Origin of the sequence: Streptomyces sp. NPDC059567, from assembly GCF_042735655.1 — a bacterium.
Classification (GTDB): Bacteria; Actinomycetota; Actinomycetes; order Streptomycetales; family Streptomycetaceae; genus Streptomyces.
The window spans coordinates 1-19,681 of sequence record NZ_JBHWBS010000086.1; the positions used below are offsets into that span (position 1 = coordinate 1).

Below are 19,681 nucleotides of genomic sequence, written 5' to 3' on the forward strand. Positions count from 1 at the left end.
GCGGGGCGGCGCGGGGGCGGGGCGTGGCGGGGGCGCCCGGCGCGACCGGGCGGCGCGCCCGCCGCGCGCCCCCCTGGGCCTCCCCGCGGGCGCTGCCCCGCCCCCGACCCGGCCGGGGCGGGGTCCCCCGTGGGGGGGGCCCCCCCCTTCGCCGTATCCGTCGCCCTCAGTCGCGGAAAGCCTCGGCGTGGCCCTTGGCCAGGTGCAGGTACATCTCCGCGTTGAGGCGGATACCGGCCTGCTCCTCCTCGGTCAGCGGGCGCCGGACCTTGGCCGGGACGCCCGCCACCAGCGAACCCGGCGGGATCTCCATCCCCTGGGGGACGAGCGCCTGCGCGGCGACGAGCGAACCGGCGCCGATGCGGGCCCCGTTCAGGATCGTGGCGCCCATGCCGACCAGGACGTCGTCCTCGATCGTGCAGCCGTGCACGGTCGCGTTGTGGCCGACCGTCACGCGGTCGCCGATCGTGACCGGGAAGCCGGGGTCGACGTGGACCGTGCAGTTGTCCTGGATGTTGGAGTCCTCGCCGACGACGACCGGACCGCAGTCCGCCCGGAGCACCGCGTGGTACCAGACGCTCGCTCGGGCGCCGAGCGTGACCTCGCCGAGCACGACGGAGGTCGGCGCGGTGAAGGCGGTCGGATCGACCTGCGGCTCCTTGCCGCCCACGCCCTTGATCAACGCCTCTGTCATCGTTCGCTCCTGATCCTTCGTCGTTGCGTCACGCCCTGCGGGGCAATCTAGCCCCCGCCTCATGACGGACATCACAGGGCACCCCCGTGATCAGGTACGACGGCGAGGACTACCGTGTCCGGGTGCCCAGGAACAGAAACACGTTCTCCTCTCTCGCCGCCTGGCGGCGCCGGGTTCTCGCCCGTGCCGTGCAGGGCGGATGGCGCTGGGTGCAGGAGGCCGGTTCCGTGACCGCCGAGAGCCCCGGACGGCTGCGCTTCCGCCGGCTCGGCGCGGGGACCCGACTCGCCTTCCCGCAGGGCACCGTCTTCGGCGAGCAGTGGATCGAGATCGGCGAGTGCTGCATCATCGCCGAGCAGGTCACGCTGACCGCCGGCATGCTGCCGGGGCTCGACCTCGGCCCCGACACGGTCCTGACCCTGGGGAACGGTGTCGTCCTGGGGCGCGGCAGCCATGTCATCGCGGACACGACGGTGACGATCGGCTCGGACACGTACTGCGGTCCGTACGTCTACATCACCTCGACCAACCACAGTTACGACGATCCGAACGAGCCCGTCGGCAGGCAGTGGCCGCGCTCCGAGCCGGTCGAGATCGGGCCGGGCTGCTGGCTGGGCACGGGCGCGGTGATTCTGCCGGGCGCCAAGCTCGGCAGGAACGTGGTGGTCGCGGCGGGCGCGGTCGTACGGGGCGAGGTCCCGGACCATTCGGTGGTGGCCGGCGCGCCGGCGAAGGTCGTGCGCAGCTGGGACCCGGAGCTGGGCTGGCAGCCGCCGCTGCGGACGCCGGCGCCGGTACCGGTCCCGGACGGCGTGACGCACGAGCAGCTCGCCGCGCTGGCGGCATGGGACCTCGCGGAGGGCTGACGCGGCGCGGCCGCGCGGTTGCCCGCCCGGCCCGCCCGGCCCGGCTGCCCAGCCGCCGAGGGCCCCTCGTCAGCCCGTCGCGAGCAGCACCGTGCCGACCAGGGCGAGGCCCGCACCGGCCGCCTGTACGGCCCGCAGCCGTTCCTTGAGCACGCCGAGCGCGGCCAGCGCCGTCACCACCGGGTAGAGGTTGGCCAGGACGGCGGCGACGGTGACCGGCCCGTTCTGCGCCGCGATCGCGTACGTGCCGTTGGCGGCGACGTCCGCGAGGCCGACGAAGGCGAGCGCCGGCAAGGCCGCCCAGACGACCTTCATCCCCCCGCCGCCCTCGGGCAGCGCCCGGCCGCCCCGCTTCACGGAGACGTAGAGCGCACCGCCGCCCACCACCACGTTGGTGACCCGCTGGACGAACAGCGCGAGGAACAGGCCGGTGAGGGTCGTGGACGCCTCCGCGATCAGGGCCATCACCGAGCCGAACCCGAAGGCCGCCACCAGGGTGAGGAGCACCGCCTGCCGCTGCACCGGAGCACCGCGCAGCTCCGGCCCGCCGGCCAGGACGATGCCCACGATCGCCACGCCGATCCCGGCGAACTGGAGCAGCCCCGGCCGGTCGCCGATGAGCAGGCCCACCGACACGGGCACGACGACGCCGAGCGAGCCGAGCGGGGAGACCACGCCCATCGGGCCGAGCGCCAGGGCCTTGTAGAACGAGAGCATGGCCACCGGGCCGACCACACCCGCGGCGACCGCGTACCAGAGCTCGGGGCCGGTCTCGCTCCAAGCGCCGGTGGCGATCACAATGGCGCCGAGGACCGCGACGGCGATCGTCTGCGAGGCGACGACGACCGTCAGAGCGGGCATGCGCCGGGTGAGCAGACCCCCGCCGAAGTCGGCCAGGCCCCAGAGCAGGGCGGTGGCCAGGGCGAACAGCGCGGTCATGGAATCCTCGCAGGGTGGTGGTCTCGCAGTACAGTGCGGTGTACAGCTGAGTACACCGCGGTAGACCACACGGTAGTTCAGTCTGTTGAACTCTGTCATCCAAAATATTGGACGGAATGTGTCGGACCTCGATCAGCTCACGCAGTCGCTCGCGCGGAATCTGAAGCGGTGGCGCAATGAGCGCGGTTTCACGCTGGACGCCCTCGCCGCACGGGCCGGGGTCAGCCGCGGCATGATCATCCAGATCGAGCAGGCCCGCACCAACCCCAGTGTCGGCACCACGGTGAAGCTGGCGGACGCGCTCGGCATCTCGATCACGACCCTCCTCGACTACGAGCAGGGCCCGCACGTCCGCCTCGTCCCGCCCGAGCAGGCCGTGCGCATGTGGTCCACGTCCACGGGCAGCCACACCAAGCTCCTCGTCGGCACCGAGGCGCGAGGACCGCTGGAGCTCTGGTCCTGGACGCTGATGCCCGGCGACGGCAGCGCCTCCGACCCGCACCCCGACGGCACCACCGAACTGCTGCACGTCACGGAGGGCGAGCTCACCCTCGTCGTCGAGGGCGAGGAGCACCGGATCCCGGCCGGCACCTCCGCCGTCTTCGAGGCCAACGTGCCGCACGCCTACCGCAACGACGGCACGGAGAAGGCCGAGATGACCATGGCCGTCTCCATCCCGCCCGCACGCTGAGACGACCGAACCCGGGGAACGGGCGGCTTGTTAGCGTGAAGCCCATGCGCGCACCCATCGGAGACTTCGACAACGCCGTTCCCGCCCCCGAGTGCCTCGACCTGCTCACGGAGCCCGTCGCCGCCGCGGTCCGCGCCTGGCGGGGCACCGTCCCGGCCGACCAGCTGCTGTACGTGGACACCGACCCGGAGATCGCCGACACGGCCGTCTTCGTCGAGCACCACGGGCCGCAGCTGCTCGACCAGTCCGCGAACTGCGTGATCGTCGCCGGGAGGCGCGGCGAGGAGACGACCCTGGCCGCCTGCGTGGTGCGTTCGGCCACCCGGGTCGACGTCAACGGAGTCGTCCGCAAGCACCTGGGGGCGCGCAAGGCACGGTTCGCGGCGATGGAGACCGCGACCGGCGAGAGCGGCATGGAGTACGGCGGCATCACCCCGATCGGACTCCCCGCCGACTGGCCGGTCCTCGTCGACGCCGCCGTCGTCGACACCGAATGGGTCCTCGTCGGCAGCGGCCGACGGCGCGGCAAGCTCATCCTGCCGGGCAAGGCGCTCGCCCAACTGCCCGGCGCCGTCGTCCTGGAGGGCCTCGGCGTCAGCTGAGACGCGGGATCTCGATCGCGGGGCAGCGGTCCATGACCATGTCGAGGCCGGCCTCGCGGGTCCGGTCGTACGCCGCCTCGTCGATCACGCCCAGCTGGAACCACACCGCCTTGGCACCGATGGCGGCCGCCTCGTCCGCGACCCGCCCCGCGTGCTCGCTGTTGACGAACACGTCCACCACGTCGACCGGGAACGGTATGTCGGCGAGCGAGGCGTAGCCCTGCTCGCCGTGCACCGTCTCGGCCTTGGGGTGGACGGGCACGATCCGCTTGCCGAAGCGCTGCAGCACTGCGGCCACGCCGTACGCCGCGCGCGCCTGGTTCGACGACAGGCCCACGACCGCCCAGGTGTCGCCCGTCGCGGTCAGGATCTTCCGTACGGTGTCCGACTCGGTGGTCGCGGTCTCGACGCTCATCTGCTGCCTCCCGTGGCTCGTCGCTGTCCAGAACGAGTCACGGGCCCCGGTGATTCCCGCCGGAGCGCTCAGGTGTCCCAGGCCCGGCGTTCGTCCTCGCGAGGGGACTCGACCAGCGCCGGGGCGCCGGGTCCGAAGGTCATCACCGGCCGGGACGGGTCCCAGGGGCGCCACCCCGCGTCGCCGGTCGCCGCGAACCGCGTCCAGGCCCCGTGCATCGCCGCCGCCAGCTCCCTCGGCGCGTCCGGGCCGGTCAGCGCCGTCGCCTCGGGCCGGTCCAGGGTGTCGAAAACGAAGGCGATCTCCAGGGCGTGACAGGCACCGAGGCCCATGACCGGGGAACGCCAGCCGAACTCGTACACGAAGGTCGAGCCGGGACCCGCCGTCCGGGCGTCCGCGACGCGGTTCAGCGGCACACGCAGCAGCTTGTCCGTCGCGAGCGCGCCCAGCAGCTCGCCCGGTGTCTCCCCGGGCCGGTTCGCCCGGTACGCGCGCGTGGTCCGCGACGGCACCTTGGTCTTCCACAGCGCCACCTGCAGCGCGAGGCGGCCGAGCCGCTCGGTCACCCGGCTGGGCACGAACCAGAGGCGGTACTCCTCGGTGTTCGTCCCCATGAGGAGGTCGACGTCCGCCGACGCCCCGTCGCGCAGCGCCTCGGCCGGGTCGCGGGGGAGGACCTCGCCGTCGACGGCGATCTGGAACGAGTGCCCACCTGTCAGCGGCGAGCCCTTCCCGGTCACCGCGGTCTGCGCGTCGAGGAGCCGCTCACGGGGTACGGCGGACAGCGCACGCGCCGTCGCCTCCACGCCCAGGTGCGAGGCGACGGTCTCCGTCGTCCGACGGGCCCGTTCGAGCGGCAGCGCGGTCGGCGCCCCGCTCTGGAGCACGGCGCGCCGGAACAGGCCCTTGGCGAGCGGGGAGGCGAGCAGCGCGGCGATCGAGATCGCCCCCGCCGACTCGCCGAAGACCGTCACCCGCTCCGGGTCGCCGCCGAAGGCGGCGATGTTGTCCCGTACCCAGGCCAGCGCGGCCAGCTGGTCGCGTAGCCCCAGATTGGCCGGGGCGTCAGGGAACACCCCGAACCCCTCGATGCCGAGCCGGTAGTTGAGCGAGACGAGCACGACACCGTCGCGGGCGAACGCCGCCCCGTCGTAGACGGGGACGGACGACGAACCGTGGACGAGTGAACCGCCGTGGATCCAGACCATGACCGCCCGGCTCCCGGCCCCGTCCTCCCAGGGCGCCCAGACGTTGAGGTTGAGCCAGTCATCGCCCTCGACGTCCGGATCCGGGAGCAGCGCGTCCAGGGGCGGGGGGTACGGGCGCTTGGGCGCCGTCGCCCCGAAGGCGACCGCCTCGCGCACGCCGTCCCAGGGCTCGACGGCCTCGGGCGCCCGGAAGCGCAGCGGACCCACCGGGGCCTTGGCGTACGGGACACCGAGGAAGGAGGCCACACCGCCTTCCAGCGAGCCCCGCAGGACACCGTCACACGTGGTCACCAGCGGACCGGCGACATCGGACATCGGGTCAGCCCCCTCCTCGGCGCGGCGCGCCGTGCTCAGACCGCGGACACCAACGCCCGCTTCAGGACCTTGCCCGTCGGTCCGAGCGGGAGCTCGTCGACGAACCGGACCACGCGGGGGTACTTGTGACGACCGAGACGCTCCCTCGACCATTCGACGAGCTCCTCGGCCGTGACCGCGCCGCCGGTGCGCCGCACGACCACCGCGCAGACCTCTTCACCCTTAGCGTCGTCGGGGACGCCGATCACCGCGACCTCGGAGACGGCCGGGTGGCGGACCAGGACCTCCTCGACCTCGCGCGGGTAGATGTTGAAGCCGCCCCGGATCACGAGGTCCTTCTTCCGGTCCACGATGCTCAGGAAGCCGTCCTCGTCCCGGACCCCGAGGTCGCCCGTGCGGAACCAGCCGTCGACGACCGCCGCGGCCGTCGCCTCAGGGTCGTCGAGATACCCCGCGAAGACGTTGTGCCCGCGCACCACCACCTCGCCGATCTCGCCGTCCGCGAGCAACAGGACCTCGTGGTCCACGGCCGCGTCCGCGATCCCGATCTCGACGCCCCAGACGGGATGCCCGACCGTCCCGGGGCGCCGCCCGATGTGCGGCTGGTTGAAGGTGGCGACGGGCGAGGTCTCGGTGAGGCCGTACCCCTCCAGGACCTGGGTCGAGAACGTCTCCTCGAACCGTTCCAGCACGGCCACCGGGAGCGCCGCGCCGCCCGAGACCGCGGCGCGCAGCGCCACCGGCCGGGAGTCCGACACGGCGGCCGCCTCCACCAGGGCGTGGTACATCGTCGGCACCCCCATGAAGACGGTGACGCCCTCGTCGGCCAGCACCTCCAGCGCCGCGGGCCCGCTGAACCGGGGCATCAGGACCAGCGTGGCGCCGGCCCGCAGGGTCCCGTTCATGGCGCAGGTCTGCCCATAGCTGTGGAACAGCGGCAGACAGCCGAGCACCACGTCCTCCGCGCCCAGACCCAGCAGGTCCTGCGAGGTCACGGAGGCGTTCAGCACGATGTTGAGGTGCGTGAGCCGGGCGCCCTTCGGCCGGCCCGTCGTCCCGCTCGTGTAGAGGATCACGGCCGTGTCGGAGGGCTCGGCCGGCTCGGCGGCCCGCAGCGGCTCCGCCGCCGAAGGGGCGCCCCGCAGCGCGCGCACCCCGGCGGCCCGCGCCGCCTCCTCGGCCACCGGCCACAGCGGGCCCCCGCTGACGATCGCCACCGCCTCGCTGTGCTCCAGCACGTACTGGACCTCCTCGGCCACCAGCAGTGCATGCACGGGCACGACCGTCGCGCCCGCCGCCAGCGCGCCGTAGTACACCCGCAGGAACTCCGTGGTGTTCGGCAGGAGTACCGCGATCCGGTCGCCCGGCTTCACGCCCGCGGCGCGCAGCCCGGCGGCGCAGCGGAGCGCCTCGCCCCACAGCTCCCCGTACGTCAGCCGGGCCGCGCCCTCCACCACCGCGATCCGGTCCGGGAAGTGGCGGGCGGACTCGCCCAGGACGTTGGCGACGCTCAGTGACATGGCACGCTCCGGGAAACACGGCGTTGACAATCGCTTGACACGAGACAGAATCCGTCGCCACGCCCGCCGCGCACCATGTGCAGCTGCCCACCATGTGACCGACGGGGCTGGGCAGCGGCCCCCTGCGGCCGTCCGGGGCGTGGCATTCGCCAAATTCCGGCACTACGGTGCGGACATGACGCACGACCCTCCGACGCCGCCCGGCAGGACGCCCCGCTCCCCGACGCCCGGAGACGCGGCACGTGGCTCGACGACGTCCGGCGCCGGGGCACGCGGGCCCACGACGTCCGGCTCGACGGGGCGTGGCACCGCGGGCGCGCATGCCCCCGTCGGCTCCGCCACCGGAGCGCTGCGCCGTACCCTCGCCACCGCGCTGATCGGCGACCTCGACCGCCTCACCGACCGGGCCGTCGACGACATCCGCGCCCACAGCGGTACGTACGCCTCCGGAACCCCCGTCACGCGCGAGGAGCTGTGGAGGTTCGTCCGCGACAACCTGCTGCGCGCCCTGGAGGACTTCGGCGGACTGGCCCCCACCGGCGGCGACTTCGACGACGCGGCCCGTGCGACGGGTCGCCGCCGCGCCGAGCAGAACGTGCCGCTCGACACCGTTCTGCGGGCGTACCGCCGGGGCGGCCGCGTCCTGTGGCAGGTGATGGCCGAGCATCTGCGGACCAGGCCGGGCCGGGACTCCGACACCCGCGACACCGAGCTCGACGTCGCGGGCGCGGTCTGGGAGACCATCGACCGCTACTCGGTCGTCATGTCCGACGCGTACCGCCTCACCCAGCTGGAGATGCAGAGCCGCCAGGACACCCGCCGGGTCGCCCTCTTCGAGGCCCTCCTCGACGGCCGCGCGGACGACCCAACCGTCGCAGCGGCCGCCTCCGCGGCGCTCGGGGTGCCGCCGCAGGACCGGTACGTCGTGGTGGTGGCCGCCCAGGACCCGGCCGCCCCTCCCCACCCTGCACCCGTGCTCGACGCCCACGGGATGTGGTCGTTCTGGCGCCCCCGCGGCGGCCGCTACGCCGGCATCGTCCGGCTGCCGCGCGGCGCGGACGCCACCCGCACCCTGCTCGACCTGCTCCGGCACCGTACGGGCGCGACCGCCGGGGTCTCCCCGGAGTTCGACCGGCTCGCCCGGGCCGGCCGGGCCCTCCGACTGGCCGAGGAGACCCTCCGCACCCTCCCCGCGGGCAGTGGCGAGGCGGCGGCGTTCGACGACCGGCTCGCCGAGGTGCTGCTCAGCGGCCGGGGAGACATCGCCGACCGGATCGTCACCGTCCATCTCGGACCGGTCCTGGCCACCGGTGGCGAACGTGCCGCCCTCCTTGAGACCCTCCGGGTCTGGCTGGACAACGGCTGCTCGGCCGCCCGGGCCGCCGAGCAGCTCTACTGCCACCGCAACACGGTCCTCAACCGCATCAGCCGTATCTCCGAGCTCACCGGCCGCTCCAGCGAGTCGGGCGACACCCGCCTCGGCTGGTCCCTGGCCCTGAGGGCGCTGCCCCTCGCCGGTCTCGACGAGCCGGCCGAGTCCGGCGGGCTCGGTGACTTCGGCGACATCGGCGCCGAGCCCGAGCGGGCGCCGGGAGACTGAGGGCGGGAGCACGCTCACGGGCGCATAGGGTGGCGGGATGCAGGAGCAGTACCGCACGCTCGCCCGCGAGGGTGTGCACGAGACCGAGATCAACCGATCGCGCTTCATCTGCGCGCTGGCACCCGTGGCGACCGAGCAGGAGGCTCAGGAGTTCGTCGCGCGCATCCGCAAGGAGCACCCGGCCGCCACGCACAACTGCTTCGCCTATGTCATCGGTGCCGACGCGGCCGTCCAGAAGGCGAGCGACGACGGCGAACCCGGCGGCACGGCGGGCGCGCCGATGCTCCAGATGCTCATGCGCCGGGAGATGCGGTACGTCGCCGCCGTCGTGACCCGCTACTACGGCGGCGTGAAACTCGGCGCGGGCGGTCTGATCAGGGCGTACGGCGGCGTGGTCGGCGAGGCCCTGGACGCGCTCGGCACGATCACCCGGCAGCGCTTCCGCCTCGCCACCGTCACCGTCGACCACCAGCGCGCGGGCAAGCTGGAGAACGATCTGCGGGCGACGGGGCGTGCGGTCCGCGAGGTGAGTTACGCCGAGGGCGTCACCATCGAGATCGGTCTGCCGGACGCGGACGTCGCGGAGTTCCGCGCCTGGCTCGCGGACGCGACGGCCGGCACCGCCGCGCTGGAGCTCGGCGGCGAGGCGTACGGCGATGCCTGAGCGCGTCCCGCCCCGCGGGCACCCGTCCGCGGCCCCCGGGATGGCCCGCGTCCCCGGGATTCCCGAAGCCCCGGCCGATGTCCGACCCCACCGATACGCTCCTGGATCATGAGATTCCTGCACACGTCGGACTGGCACCTGGGACGGTCGTTCCACCGGGTCGGCCTGCTCGACGCCCAGTCCGCGTTCCTCGACCACCTGGTGGCCACGGTGCGCGAGCGTGACGTGGACGCGGTCCTCGTCGCCGGGGATGTCTACGACCGGGCCGTTCCTCCGCTCTCCGCCGTCGAGCTCTTCGACACCGCGCTGCACCGGCTCGCCGAGGTCGGAGTGCCGACCGTCATGATCTCCGGGAACCACGACTCCGCGCGCCGCCTCGGGGTCGGCGCCGGACTCATCGAGCGCGCCGGAATCCATCTGCGGACGGACCCGGCCGGCGTCGGCATGCCCGTCGTGCTCTCCGACGCCCACGGAGACGTGGCCCTGTACGGCCTGCCCTACCTGGAACCGGCCCTGGTCCGCGAGCAGTTCGGAGCCGCCAAGGCCGGGCACGAGGCGGTCCTCGGCGCCGCCATGGACCGCGTCCGGGCGGATCTCGCCCGGCGGCCCGACACCACCCGCTCCGTGGTCCTCGCCCACGCCTTCGTCGCCGGCGGCGAAGCGAGCGACAGCGAACGGGACATCACCGTCGGCGGTGTCGCCGCCGTCCCCGCCGGAGTCTTCGACGGCGTCGACTACGTGGCCCTCGGCCATCTGCACGGCAGCCAGACCGTCACCCCGCGCGTGCGCTACTCCGGCTCCCCGCTCGCGTACTCCTTCTCCGAGGCCGACCACCGCAAGACCATGTGGCTGATCGACCTCGGACCGGAGGGCGGGATCGAGGCCGCCGAGCGTGTCGACTGCCCGGTGCCCCGCCCCCTCGCCCGGATCAGGGGACATCTGGACGACCTGCTGGCCGACCCCGCCCTCGTACGGCACGAGCGGTCCTGGGTCGAGGCGACCCTCACCGACCCCGTACGGCCCGCCGAGCCCATGGCCCGGCTCACCGAACGCTTCCCCCACACCCTGAACCTGGTCTTCGAGCCCGAGCGCACCGAGGGCGACCCCTCCGCCTCGTACGCACAGCGGCTGCGCGACCGCAGCGACCAGCAGATCGCGGAGGACTTCGTGGCCCATGTGCGCGGCGGCGCGGGACCGGACGGAGCCGAACGGACCGTGTTGTACGGCGCGTTCGACGACGTACGGGTGGACGCGGCGGAGCGCGAGGTGGGCTCCCGGTGAGACTGCACCGCCTCTCCGTCACCGCCTTCGGGCCCTTCGGCACCACCCAGGCGATCGACTTCGACGCCCTGTCCTCCGCGGGGCTCTTCCTGCTCCACGGACCGACCGGCGCGGGCAAGACCTCCGTCCTCGACGCCGTCTGCTACGCCCTGTACGGGGCGGTGCCCGGCGCGCGACAGTCCCCCGGAGCCTCGCTCCGCAGCGACCACGCCCCGACCGGCACGTACACCGAGGTCACGCTCGAACTGACCGTGGGGGAGCGGCGGTTGGAGATCACCCGACGCCCGGCCCAGCCGCGCCCCAAGAAGCGCGGCGGCGGCTTCACCACCGAGAAGGCGCAGAGCTGGCTGCGGGAGTACGACGCCGGCACGGCGGAGTGGACCGGGCTCAGCCGCTCCCACCAGGAGATCGGCGAGGAGATCACCCAGCTCGTCGGCATGAGCCGCGAGCAGTTCTGCCAGGTCGTCCTCCTTCCGCAAGGTGACTTCGCGCGCTTCCTGCGGGCCGACGCCGAGGCCCGCGGCAAGCTGCTCGGGCGGCTCTTCGACACCCGCCGGTTCGCGGCCGTCGAGGAGCGCCTCGCCGATCTGCGGCGCGCCGCCGAGCAGCAGGTACGGGACGGGGACGAGCGGCTGCTCGCACTGTCCCACCGGATGGCGCAGGAAACGGGCGGCGCCGTGGTCGAGGAGCGGCCCGGCGAGCCCGGACTCGCCGAGGCCGTCCAGACCCGGTCGGCCGTGGCCCGGTCCGAGGCGCGCGAGGCGCTCGACATCGCCGACTCGGCCGTCTCGGCGGCCGAGTCGCGCCAGGCGGCCGCCCGCCACGCGCTCGACGCGGAACGGGATCTGGCGGCCCGACAGGCACGGCACGCCGAGGCGCGGCGACGGCAGCGGGAGCTGGAGGAGCGCCGGTCCGAGCGGGACGTGTGGGAGGCGACGCTGGAGCGCGCCCGCAAGGCCGATCGCGTGGCGCCCGCCCTCGGCCTGCGGGCCGACGCGGAGCGCGAGCACACGGCGGCGGGCGCCGCCCGCGCGCAGAGCCGCGGCAGGCTGCCCGCCGACCTGGTCGACGCGGGCGCGGAGCAGCTTTCAGCCCTGGAGCGCCGGCTGCGCGAGGAGCTCGGCGGTCTGGAGTCCGCGCGGCGGGCCGAGCGGCGTAGCGCCGAGATCGCCCAGGAGCGCACGGTCCTGGAGCGCCAGGCCCGCGCCGACGAGGAGATCCTCCAGGAGGCGGGCGGCTGGCTCGCCGGCTGGGAGACGCGGCGGGCGGAGCTGACGGCACGCATCGAGTCGGCCCAGGAGGCCGCCGCCCGCGCCGAGCACCTCGCGGGCCGCCTCGAACCCGCCCGCCGCAGGCTGTCGGCGGCCCGCCGTCGCGACGACCTCGCGGAGCGGACGGACGTCGCCGAGGCCCGGCTGACGGCCGCCCGCGAGCACCGCAACGCGGCCCACGAGGCATGGCTCGACGTCAAGTCCCGGCGCCTGCAAGGCATCGCGGCCGAACTGGCCGCCGCCCTGACGCCCGGAGCCCCCTGCCAGGTCTGTGGCTCGGCCGACCACCCGGCCCCCGCCCGCACCGGCGCCGACCACGTCGACCGCACCGCGGAGGACGCGGCCTACGCCGCCTTCACGCGCGCGGAGGAGACCAGGACCGCGACCGAACGCGAGCTCGCGGTCACCCGCGAATCCTGGTCCGCGGCCCGCGCGGAGGTCCTGGCGGGACCCGCTCCCGTGATCCCGACGCAGGGCCGCACACCGTCCGCGCCGCCCGCCGACGACGAGCCGGGCAGTGAGGTCCCGACGGGACGCGCCCCCGCAACGCCGGGGCCGGGCCGCACCCCTGCCGACGACGAGCCCTCGGCCCTGCCCGCCTCCGTCGGGCGGGCGCCGGGTGGCACGATCGGCGAGGCGGAGCCGTCGCCTGGGACGCCCGGCACGGCGGGCGGCCGCCAGGGCGGCGCGACGCAGGGCGAGTTCGCCATCATCGGCGGGCCCGGCGCGGCCGCGGGCCACGCGGCGGCCGGCGCCCGTGAGAGTGCCGCTCCCCTGGCCGGCGGGCAGGCCTCGGCGGAGATCGTGGACGAGCCGACCGTCGCCGAACTGGCCCGCGAGGTCGAGGAGTTGGCGGAGCGACACGCCGAGGCGCATGCGCGTGCCGCGCAGACGCACGGTGCGCGTGAGGCGCTCGCGCGGGCCGAGCGGGAGCACGAGAGCCGGGTCGGCGCGCAGCGGGACGCCGAGCGGCGGGTGGCCGGGCGGACCTCGCAGCGTGAGGCGCTGGACCGCGAGCAGACCGTCCTGGACGCCGAACTGACCCGCGGCCGCGGGGAGTCCGGGAGCGTCGCCGAGCACGCCTCGCGGCTGGAGCGGAGGATCGCCATCCTCATCGACGCTGCCGAGACCGTCCGCGCCGTGGACCTCACCTCCCAGCGGCTCAAGGAGGCCGACGACCGGCTCGCCGACGCCGCGTTCCGCGCCGGTTTCGACACCCCGGCCCAGGCCGCGGGCGCGATCCTGGGGGACGACGAGCGCCGCACGCTCCAGCAGCGGCTCGACACCTGGCAGGCGGAGGCCGCCGCCGTCGCCGACCGGCTCGCCGAGCCGGAGACGAGAGCCGCCGCCGACCGGCCGCCCGCCGACCCGGCGAGCGCCGAGGCCGCGCACACCGCGGCCGAACGGGCCCTGCGGGACGCCACGTCCACCCTCGCCGGCGTACGCGACCGGTGCACCGAGCTGGCCCGGCTCTCCCGCCAGGCCGACACCGAGGTCCGCCGGCTCGGGCCGCTCCGCGAGGAGTACGAACGCGTCGCGCGGCTCGCCGGACTCACCGCCGGCACCTCGGCCGAGAACGAACGGAAGATGCGCCTGGAGTCGTACGTGCTGGCCGCCCGGCTCGAGCAGGTCGCCGCCGCCGCCACCGCCCGCCTCCAGCGCATGTCCTCCGGCCGCTACACCCTGGTCCACTCCGACGCCCGCACCGGCGGCAAACGCGCAGGACTGGGCCTCCACGTGGTCGACGCCTGGACCGGCAACGAGCGCGACACCGCCACCCTCTCCGGCGGCGAGACCTTCTTCGCCTCCCTGGCGCTCGCGCTCGGCCTCGCCGACGTCGTCACCGACGAGGCCGGCGGCGTCCGGCTCGACACCCTCTTCATCGACGAGGGCTTCGGCAGCCTGGACGACCAGACCCTCGACGAGGTCCTCGACGTCCTCGACTCCCTCCGCGAACGGGACCGCAGCGTCGGCATCGTCAGCCACGTCGCCGATCTGCGCCGCCGCATCCCGGCCCAGCTCGAGGTGGTCAAGGAGCGCGGCGGCTCGGCCGTGAAGCTTCGTGCGGGAGGCGGCCTCAGCGGCTGATCGGGCGCCGGGGGAGCGGCGAGGAGTAGACGACGTTCGTCGTCACCGAGCCGAGCGTGGCGATCTTCCCGGAGACCTCCTCCAGGTGCTTCATGGACCGGGCAGCGACCTTGATCACGAAGCAGTCGTCGCCGGTCACATGGTGTGCCTCCAGGATCTCCGGGGTGATCGCGACGAGATCGTGGAAGGGCTTGTAGTTGCCGTTGGGGTAGCGCAGGCGGACGAAGGCCAGGATCGGCAGCCCGAGCCGCTCCTGGTCCACCACCGCCGTGTAGCCGGCGATCACCCCGGCCTCCTCCAGCCTGCGCACCCGCTCGGTCACCGCGGACGCGGACATGGACACGGCCCGCGCCAGCTCGGCGAAACTGGCCCTGCCCTCGGTCTGCAGCGCCTGGAGGATGCGCCAGTCGGTGGCGTCCGGTGAATATCCGCTCATGAACGAGATGTAGCAGGGGAATCCCCGGGCGATCAACAAACGCCCGGGGATTCTCACCGTACGGAACGGGAAGCGGGCAGGATTCCCCACCCGGCAGGCTTCCGCGTGGCCGGCTTTCGCCCGGCCGACCTTCGACCGCGCTGCTCTCGCCCGGCCCGCTCTTGCCCGAGCTGCTCTCGCCCGGGTCGCGGGGGCGCCGGCGTGGTCCCGGCGACCCCCGTGGCCCTGTGACCGGTGTGGTCAGAGGCGCGAGATCTCGTCCACGAGGTCGTCGAGGCCCAGCGGGCCCTGCGACAGCGCCGCCATGTGCCAGGCCTTCGCGTCGAACGCGTCGCCGTGCGCCGCCTGTGCGTTGGCGCGGCCGAGCAGCCAGGCCCGCTCGCCCAGCTTGTATCCGATCGCCTGGCCCGGCATCGACAGATAGCGGGTCATCTCGCTCGCGACGAAGGCCGGCGGCCGGCTGGAGTGCTGCTGGAAGAACTCCTCCGCCAGCTCGGGCGTCCACCGCTCGCCCGGGTGGAAGGGGGAGTCCGCCGGAATCTCCAGCCGCAGGTGCATGCCGATGTCGACGATCACGCGGCAGGCGCGCATCATCTGCCCGTCCAGGTAGCCGATCCGCCGTTCGGCGTCCGGCAGGAAGCCGAGCTCGTCCATCAGCCGCTCCGCGTAGAGCGCCCAGCCCTCCGCGTTGGCGCTGACCCCGCCGATCGTCGCCTGGTAGCGGGAGAGCTGATCGGCCACGTGCACCCACTGGGCGATCTGCAGATGGTGGCCCGGGACACCCTCGTGGTACCAGGTCGACACCAGGTCGTACACCGGGAAGCGGGTCTGGCCGTCGACCGGCAGCCAGGTGCGCCCGGGCCGGGAGAAGTCCTCCGAGGGGCCGGTGTAGTAGGGCGCCGCCGCGCCGCCGGGCGGAGCGATGTGCGACTCCACCTTCCGTACCCGCTCGGCGAGTTCGAAGTGGGTGCCGTCAAGCGCCTCGATCGCCTCGTCCATCAGGTTCTGCAGCCAGACCCTGACCTCCTCGACGCCCTCGATGTGGGTGCCGTGCGCGTCCAGGTGCGCCAGGGCCTCCCACGGACCGGAGCCGGGCAGGATGCGCTCCGCCTCGACGCGCATCTCGGCGAGGAGACGGTGGTATTCGGACCAGCCGTACGCGTAGGCCTGGTCGAGGTCCAGATCCGTGCCGTTGAAGTAGCGCGACCACCGCTGGTAGCGCTCGCGGCCCACCGTGTCCGGCGCGCCGGCGACCGCGGGGGCGTACACGTCGCGCATCCAGTCCCGCAGTGCGACGATCGCCTCGGTCGCGCCCGCGGCCGCCTCGGCGAGCTCCGTACGCAGTTCGGGACGCAGCGTCTCCGGTCCCTGCGCGGCGAACTCCTCGAACCAGCCACGGCCTTCGGCGTCCCCGCCCGCCCACTCCGTCAGCTGGTCGATGAAGGTCGCGGTCGGCCGCGGCCCGCCCAGAAGCTTGCGCTCGAGACCGAGGGCGAGCGAGGCGCGGTGGCCTTCCAGGGACGCCGGGACCGCGCGCAGCCGCTGGGCCACGGCCTCCCAGTCCTCCTCGGTCTCCGTCGGCATCACGGTGAACACGATCCGCACGCTGTGGGCGGGGGACCGGATGTTGCTGACCGTACACAGGCCCTCATCGGCCTCGTGGACGGCGAGTTCGGCCGTCAGCCGCTCCCGCAGCAGGCGGCCGCAGCGCCGTTCGGCATCGTCTTCCGCGCCGGGCTGCTTCTCGGCCTCGTCGAGCAGGGCCAGGGTGCGGCGGGCCAGTTCGGCCACCGCCTCCTGCCCGGCAGGTGAGAAGTCGGGAAGGAGACCCGCGCTCTCTTTGACTCCCAGGTATGTACCGGTGATCGGGTCGAGTTCGATGAGTGCGTCGACGTAGGTGTCGGCGACCTGGCGGGGCAGCGCGCTGCTGGAAGTCGTTGGCATGAGGCTCATCCTCGTGCCTCCGGCGTCCCCGCGTCACCCTCATTCGATCTCAGTCGGCTGACAAATGAGCGCCGGGAGAGGGCGGCAGAAGGGGGCCGCACTCCCACTGCTGGAAGATCAGCCGGGTCTCCACGCGGGCCACCTCACGGCGCGAGGTGAACTCGTCGAGGACGAGTCGTTGCAGGTCGGCGGGGTCTGCCACGGCCACGTGCACGAGATAGTCGTCGGGTCCCGTCAGATGGAACAGCGCCCGGGACTCCGGAAGCGCGCGAATGCGTTCGACGAACGGACCGATCAGTTCGCGCCGGTGCGGGCGGACCTGGACAAGGAGGAGCGCTTCGAGCCCCCGGCCGAGTTTGGCCGAATCCAGTCGGAGCCGGTGCCCCAGGATCACTCCCGTGCGGCGGAGCCGCGCCACCCGGTCCAGGCAGGTGGACGGCGCCACGCCGACCTCGGCGGCGAGTTCGCGGTAGGTGGTCCGGGCGTCGTTCTGCAGGAGGCGAAGTATGTGCAGATCGACCGGGTCCAGTACGACAGAATCGGCCATTCGCCGAACGTAGCACGGACATTCGACGCTACTTTCCGGTATCCGTTCACAGTTCCGCCATGTACATGGACTACGACGCCTCCACCCCCAGGGCTCTGGCCACCGAAGCCGTGCATGCCGGGCGCGAAGACCTCGCGGCTCTCGGCGTGCACGCCCCGCCGATCGACCTGTCCACGACGTACCCCTCGTACGACACCCGGGCCGAGGCCGCCCGGATCGACGAGTTCGCCACCACGGGAGCCCGGCTCGACGGGCCGCCCGTCTACGCCCGCCTCGACAACCCCACCACCGCCCGCTTCGAATCGGCGCTGGCCCGGCTGGAGGGAACGGACTCCGCCGTGGCCTTCGCCAGCGGCATGGCGGCGCTCACCGCCGTGCTGCTCGTCCGGGCGAGCCTCGGGCTGCGCCACGTGGTGGCGGTCCGGCCGCTGTACGGCTGCAGTGACCATCTGCTGAACGCCGGGCTGCTCGGCACCGAGGTGACCTGGACCGATCCGGCGGGCATCGCCGAGGCGATCCGCCCGGACACCGGCCTGGTGATGGTGGAGTCCCCCGCCAACCCGACCCTCGCCGAGGTCGACATCCGTGCCGTGGCCCACGCCTGTGGCTCGGTGCCGCTCCTGGTCGACAACACCTTCGCCACCCCGGTGCTCCAGCGGCCGGTCGAGGACGGTGCACGGATCGTGCTGCACAGCGCGACCAAGTACCTGGGCGGACACGGCGATGTCATGGGCGGTGTCGTGGCCTGCGACGAGGAGTTCGCCCGCTCGCTGCGCCAGGTACGGTTCGCGACCGGCGGTGTGCTGCACCCGCTGGCCGGATATCTGCTGCTGCGCGGTCTTTCCACCCTGCCGGTACGGGTACGGGCGGCGTCGTCCACGGCCGCGGAGCTGGTCCGGCGGCTGGCCACCGATCCGCGCATCGCCCGTGTCCACTACCCGAGAGTGGGCGGCGCGATGGTCTCCTTCGAGGTGTACGGAGATCCGCACGACGTGATCGCCGGCGTACGGCTGATCACGCCGGCGGTCAGCCTCGGCAGCGTCGACACCCTGATCCAGCACCCGGCCTCCATCAGCCACCGGATCGTGGCGGAGGGAGACCGGCGCTCGGCGGGTGTCAGCGACCGGCTGCTGCGGATGTCGGTCGGTCTGGAGGACGTGGAGGACCTGTGGCGGGATCTGACCCAGGCGCTCAGCGCTCCGCCTGCTGGTATTCCTCGTACGGCAGACGGCTCCGCGTCCGCGTCGCCCCGAGCCGGGCGGTGATGACGAGTGTCCCCTCCTCGATCTGGTAGTCGAGGGGGAGGTTGAGCGCCCGCATCGCGGCGACCATGCCCGTGTTGGAGGACTGGGTCACCGCGTAGACGCTCTCGCAGCCGGCCTCGACGGCCATGGCCACCAGCCGGCCGAGCAGTTCGGATCCGATGCCCCGGCGCTGCCAGTCGTCCTCGACCATCAGGGCGACCTCCGTCTCGTCGCCGTCCCACATCAGATGGCCGAGGGCGACGAGCCGGCCGGAGGCCGTCTGCACGGCGAGGGTGCGGCCGAAGCGGGGGCTGAGAAGGTGGTCGAGATAGCGGTCGGCGTCGCCGACCGGCCCGTGGTAACGCAGTCCCAGGGTGCGCTCGGAGCAGCGGTCGTGCATGGCGCGGGCGGCGACCAGGTCACTCTGGTCGGCGCGGCGGACCGTGATCTCGTTGCCCTCGGGCAGGGTGAGGACGTCGTGGCTGCGCGGGATGCGCGGGCCGAGGCGGGCGTCGAGTTCGACGAGCGCGCGAGCGCGGGCGAACTCGGTGGGGGTGAAGGGCAGATAGGGCCGTTCGATGGTGATCGCCCCGCCGTTGGGGTCGCGCAGCCGCATCACCGTCTCCTCCAGAACGCCCTCGACCGGGGCGGTCTCGCCGGTGGGCCGGCCGGTCAGGGAGACGGCGGGCAGCGAGTGGATGGTGCACCGGCCGAGCAACTGGCGGAGGGCCAGCGGGAGTTCGGCCGCGTCGAGGGCGGTGCGGGTCGCGAGACCGAGCAGCCGGGTCGGGGTGTCCACCAGATCGTGGGCGTCGGCCCGCTCGATCCAGGTGCTGCTTCCGCCGGCAGCCGCGATCTCGCGGTTGAGCTCGCTCGCCTGGAGGGCGGTCGGCGCGCGCAGCAGGAACTCGTCGACCGTGCCCTCGGCGAGCGGATGCGTCTGCAGGGTCAGGATGTCGACCTGGTGGCGGGCCAGCGCCGTGCACAGCGCGGCGAGGCTGCCCGGGGCGTCACGGACCGTGGTGCGCATCCGCCAGAGGCTCGTCTCGACGGGCTCGCCGTTGTCGGCGCCGGTGCGCGGCGGCAGCGGGTGCCCGCTGCCGCCGGGATCGCCGGCCGGCGGCGCATGGCTGTGGCGCCGTGCCCACCATGTGTGGAAGGTGGCCGTGGCGATCAGGGCGATCGCCGAGAACACCAGCATGTACGGACCGTCGGCGCCGCGGACGACGGTCTTGGCGATGGTGTCGGCCACCACGACGGCCGTGAACAGGGCGGCCAGCTCGATGAGGTCCCGCCGCCAGTGGTGGGGGCGGCGGGCGCTCTTCGCGGAAGTCACATCAGTCATGGCTTCACTGT

The 19,681-nt window shown here is 73.6% G+C and carries 17 protein-coding genes; 8 read left to right on the forward strand and 9 right to left on the reverse strand.

The window, feature by feature from the left end:
* Window positions 1-166: 166 nt before the first annotated feature.
* Complete coding sequence (locus ACFVZW_RS28930) at window positions 167-694, reverse strand: gamma carbonic anhydrase family protein (RefSeq protein ID WP_384527172.1); 528 nt, start codon at window positions 692-694, stop codon at window positions 167-169.
* A 122-nt stretch (window positions 695-816) separates the two neighbouring features.
* Here ACFVZW_RS28930 and ACFVZW_RS28935 point away from each other — a divergent pair, with 122 nt between their 5' ends.
* Complete coding sequence (locus ACFVZW_RS28935) at window positions 817-1,560, forward strand: acyltransferase (protein ID WP_384527175.1); 744 nt, start codon at window positions 817-819, stop codon at window positions 1,558-1,560.
* Between the two features lie 69 nt (window positions 1,561-1,629).
* On the opposite strand, the gene ACFVZW_RS28940 is transcribed toward ACFVZW_RS28935, so the two are convergent.
* The gene (locus ACFVZW_RS28940; protein ID WP_384527178.1) at window positions 1,630-2,499 is read right to left on the reverse strand and encodes an EamA family transporter; all 870 of its coding nucleotides are present in this window, start codon (window positions 2,497-2,499) and stop codon (window positions 1,630-1,632) included.
* Window positions 2,500-2,617: 118 nt separating this feature from the next.
* On the opposite strand from ACFVZW_RS28940, the gene ACFVZW_RS28945 reads away from it, so the two are divergent.
* Complete coding sequence (locus ACFVZW_RS28945) at window positions 2,618-3,190, forward strand: helix-turn-helix domain-containing protein (RefSeq protein WP_383552637.1); 573 nt, start codon at window positions 2,618-2,620, stop codon at window positions 3,188-3,190.
* A 44-nt stretch (window positions 3,191-3,234) separates the two neighbouring features.
* Entirely contained in the window at window positions 3,235-3,792 is a 558-nt protein-coding gene (locus ACFVZW_RS28950; RefSeq protein ID WP_384527181.1) for a YbaK/EbsC family protein, read from the forward strand.
* Here the strand turns inward: ACFVZW_RS28950 and ACFVZW_RS28955 are convergent.
* The 3 genes from ACFVZW_RS28955 to ACFVZW_RS28965 all read right to left on the reverse strand — a co-directional run bounded on the left by ACFVZW_RS28955 (window position 3,785) and on the right by ACFVZW_RS28965 (window position 7,250).
* Window positions 3,785-4,207, reverse strand: a complete 423-nt coding sequence (locus ACFVZW_RS28955) for a CoA-binding protein (RefSeq protein WP_384527184.1) — start codon at window positions 4,205-4,207, stop codon at window positions 3,785-3,787. The two genes, ACFVZW_RS28950 and ACFVZW_RS28955, sit on opposite strands and share 8 nt — an antisense overlap.
* Window positions 4,208-4,275: 68 nt before the next feature.
* On the reverse strand, window positions 4,276-5,730 hold the full coding sequence (locus ACFVZW_RS28960; protein ID WP_384527187.1) for a carboxylesterase/lipase family protein: 1,455 nt from the start codon (window positions 5,728-5,730) through the stop codon (window positions 4,276-4,278).
* A 35-nt stretch (window positions 5,731-5,765) separates the two neighbouring features.
* Window positions 5,766-7,250, reverse strand: a complete 1,485-nt coding sequence (locus ACFVZW_RS28965) for a long-chain fatty acid--CoA ligase (protein WP_384527190.1) — start codon at window positions 7,248-7,250, stop codon at window positions 5,766-5,768.
* Between the two features lie 175 nt (window positions 7,251-7,425).
* On the opposite strand from ACFVZW_RS28965, the gene ACFVZW_RS28970 reads away from it, so the two are divergent.
* The 4 genes from ACFVZW_RS28970 to ACFVZW_RS28985 all read left to right on the forward strand — a co-directional run bounded on the left by ACFVZW_RS28970 (window position 7,426) and on the right by ACFVZW_RS28985 (window position 14,154).
* Window positions 7,426-8,850, forward strand: a complete 1,425-nt coding sequence (locus tag ACFVZW_RS28970; protein WP_384527193.1) for a PucR family transcriptional regulator — start codon at window positions 7,426-7,428, stop codon at window positions 8,848-8,850.
* Window positions 8,851-8,887: 37 nt separating this feature from the next.
* A complete protein-coding gene (locus tag ACFVZW_RS28975; RefSeq protein ID WP_384527195.1) occupies window positions 8,888-9,514 on the forward strand; it encodes a YigZ family protein in 627 nt (208 codons plus the stop codon).
* 108 nt (window positions 9,515-9,622) lie between these two features.
* Window positions 9,623-10,795: an exonuclease SbcCD subunit D gene (locus ACFVZW_RS28980; RefSeq protein ID WP_384527198.1), complete on the forward strand. Its 1,173-nt coding sequence runs from the start codon at window positions 9,623-9,625 to the stop codon at window positions 10,793-10,795.
* Window positions 10,792-14,154, forward strand: a complete 3,363-nt coding sequence (locus ACFVZW_RS28985) for an AAA family ATPase (RefSeq protein ID WP_384527201.1) — start codon at window positions 10,792-10,794, stop codon at window positions 14,152-14,154. Before ACFVZW_RS28980 ends, ACFVZW_RS28985 begins: the two co-directional genes overlap by 4 nt.
* On the opposite strand, the gene ACFVZW_RS28990 is transcribed toward ACFVZW_RS28985, so the two are convergent.
* The 3 genes from ACFVZW_RS28990 to ACFVZW_RS29000 form a co-directional block, all read right to left on the reverse strand.
* Entirely contained in the window at window positions 14,144-14,590 is a 447-nt protein-coding gene (locus ACFVZW_RS28990) for an Lrp/AsnC family transcriptional regulator (protein WP_384527204.1), read from the reverse strand. The two genes, ACFVZW_RS28985 and ACFVZW_RS28990, sit on opposite strands and share 11 nt — an antisense overlap.
* Window positions 14,591-14,830: 240 nt before the next feature.
* The gene (locus ACFVZW_RS28995; protein ID WP_384527207.1) at window positions 14,831-16,534 is read right to left on the reverse strand and encodes a DUF885 domain-containing protein; all 1,704 of its coding nucleotides are present in this window, start codon (window positions 16,532-16,534) and stop codon (window positions 14,831-14,833) included.
* Window positions 16,535-16,583: 49 nt separating this feature from the next.
* On the reverse strand, window positions 16,584-17,081 hold the full coding sequence (locus ACFVZW_RS29000; RefSeq protein ID WP_329123259.1) for an Lrp/AsnC family transcriptional regulator: 498 nt from the start codon (window positions 17,079-17,081) through the stop codon (window positions 16,584-16,586).
* A 59-nt stretch (window positions 17,082-17,140) separates the two neighbouring features.
* Between ACFVZW_RS29000 and ACFVZW_RS29005 the strand changes: the two genes are divergently transcribed.
* Window positions 17,141-18,346, forward strand: a complete 1,206-nt coding sequence (locus ACFVZW_RS29005; RefSeq protein WP_384527209.1) for a trans-sulfuration enzyme family protein — start codon at window positions 17,141-17,143, stop codon at window positions 18,344-18,346.
* On the opposite strand, the gene ACFVZW_RS29010 is transcribed toward ACFVZW_RS29005, so the two are convergent.
* On the reverse strand, window positions 18,273-19,670 hold the full coding sequence (locus ACFVZW_RS29010) for a GNAT family N-acetyltransferase (RefSeq protein WP_384527212.1): 1,398 nt from the start codon (window positions 19,668-19,670) through the stop codon (window positions 18,273-18,275). The two genes, ACFVZW_RS29005 and ACFVZW_RS29010, sit on opposite strands and share 74 nt — an antisense overlap.
* Between the last annotated feature and the right edge of the window lie 11 nt (window positions 19,671-19,681).

What these genes read in the sequence shown, in the direction of transcription:
- ACFVZW_RS28930 (WP_384527172.1), bottom strand. Translation starts at nt 694, where the DNA reads ATGACAGAGGCGTTGATCAAGGGCGTGGGCGGCAAGGAGCCGCAGGTC.
- ACFVZW_RS28940 (WP_384527178.1), bottom strand. Translation starts at nt 2,499, where the DNA reads ATGACCGCGCTGTTCGCCCTGGCCACCGCCCTGCTCTGGGGCCTGGCC.
- ACFVZW_RS28950 (WP_384527181.1), top strand. Translation starts at nt 3,235, where the DNA reads ATGCGCGCACCCATCGGAGACTTCGACAACGCCGTTCCCGCCCCCGAG.
- ACFVZW_RS28955 (WP_384527184.1), bottom strand. Translation starts at nt 4,207, where the DNA reads ATGAGCGTCGAGACCGCGACCACCGAGTCGGACACCGTACGGAAGATC.
- ACFVZW_RS28960 (WP_384527187.1), bottom strand. Translation starts at nt 5,730, where the DNA reads ATGTCCGATGTCGCCGGTCCGCTGGTGACCACGTGTGACGGTGTCCTG.
- ACFVZW_RS28965 (WP_384527190.1), bottom strand. Translation starts at nt 7,250, where the DNA reads ATGTCACTGAGCGTCGCCAACGTCCTGGGCGAGTCCGCCCGCCACTTC.
- ACFVZW_RS28970 (WP_384527193.1), top strand. Translation starts at nt 7,426, where the DNA reads ATGACGCACGACCCTCCGACGCCGCCCGGCAGGACGCCCCGCTCCCCG.
- ACFVZW_RS28975 (WP_384527195.1), top strand. Translation starts at nt 8,888, where the DNA reads ATGCAGGAGCAGTACCGCACGCTCGCCCGCGAGGGTGTGCACGAGACC.
- ACFVZW_RS28980 (WP_384527198.1), top strand. Translation starts at nt 9,623, where the DNA reads ATGAGATTCCTGCACACGTCGGACTGGCACCTGGGACGGTCGTTCCAC.
- ACFVZW_RS28990 (WP_384527204.1), bottom strand. Translation starts at nt 14,590, where the DNA reads ATGAGCGGATATTCACCGGACGCCACCGACTGGCGCATCCTCCAGGCG.
- ACFVZW_RS28995 (WP_384527207.1), bottom strand. Translation starts at nt 16,534, where the DNA reads ATGCCAACGACTTCCAGCAGCGCGCTGCCCCGCCAGGTCGCCGACACC.
- ACFVZW_RS29000 (WP_329123259.1), bottom strand. Translation starts at nt 17,081, where the DNA reads ATGGCCGATTCTGTCGTACTGGACCCGGTCGATCTGCACATACTTCGC.
- ACFVZW_RS29005 (WP_384527209.1), top strand. Translation starts at nt 17,141, where the DNA reads ATGTACATGGACTACGACGCCTCCACCCCCAGGGCTCTGGCCACCGAA.
- ACFVZW_RS29010 (WP_384527212.1), bottom strand. Translation starts at nt 19,670, where the DNA reads ATGACTGATGTGACTTCCGCGAAGAGCGCCCGCCGCCCCCACCACTGG.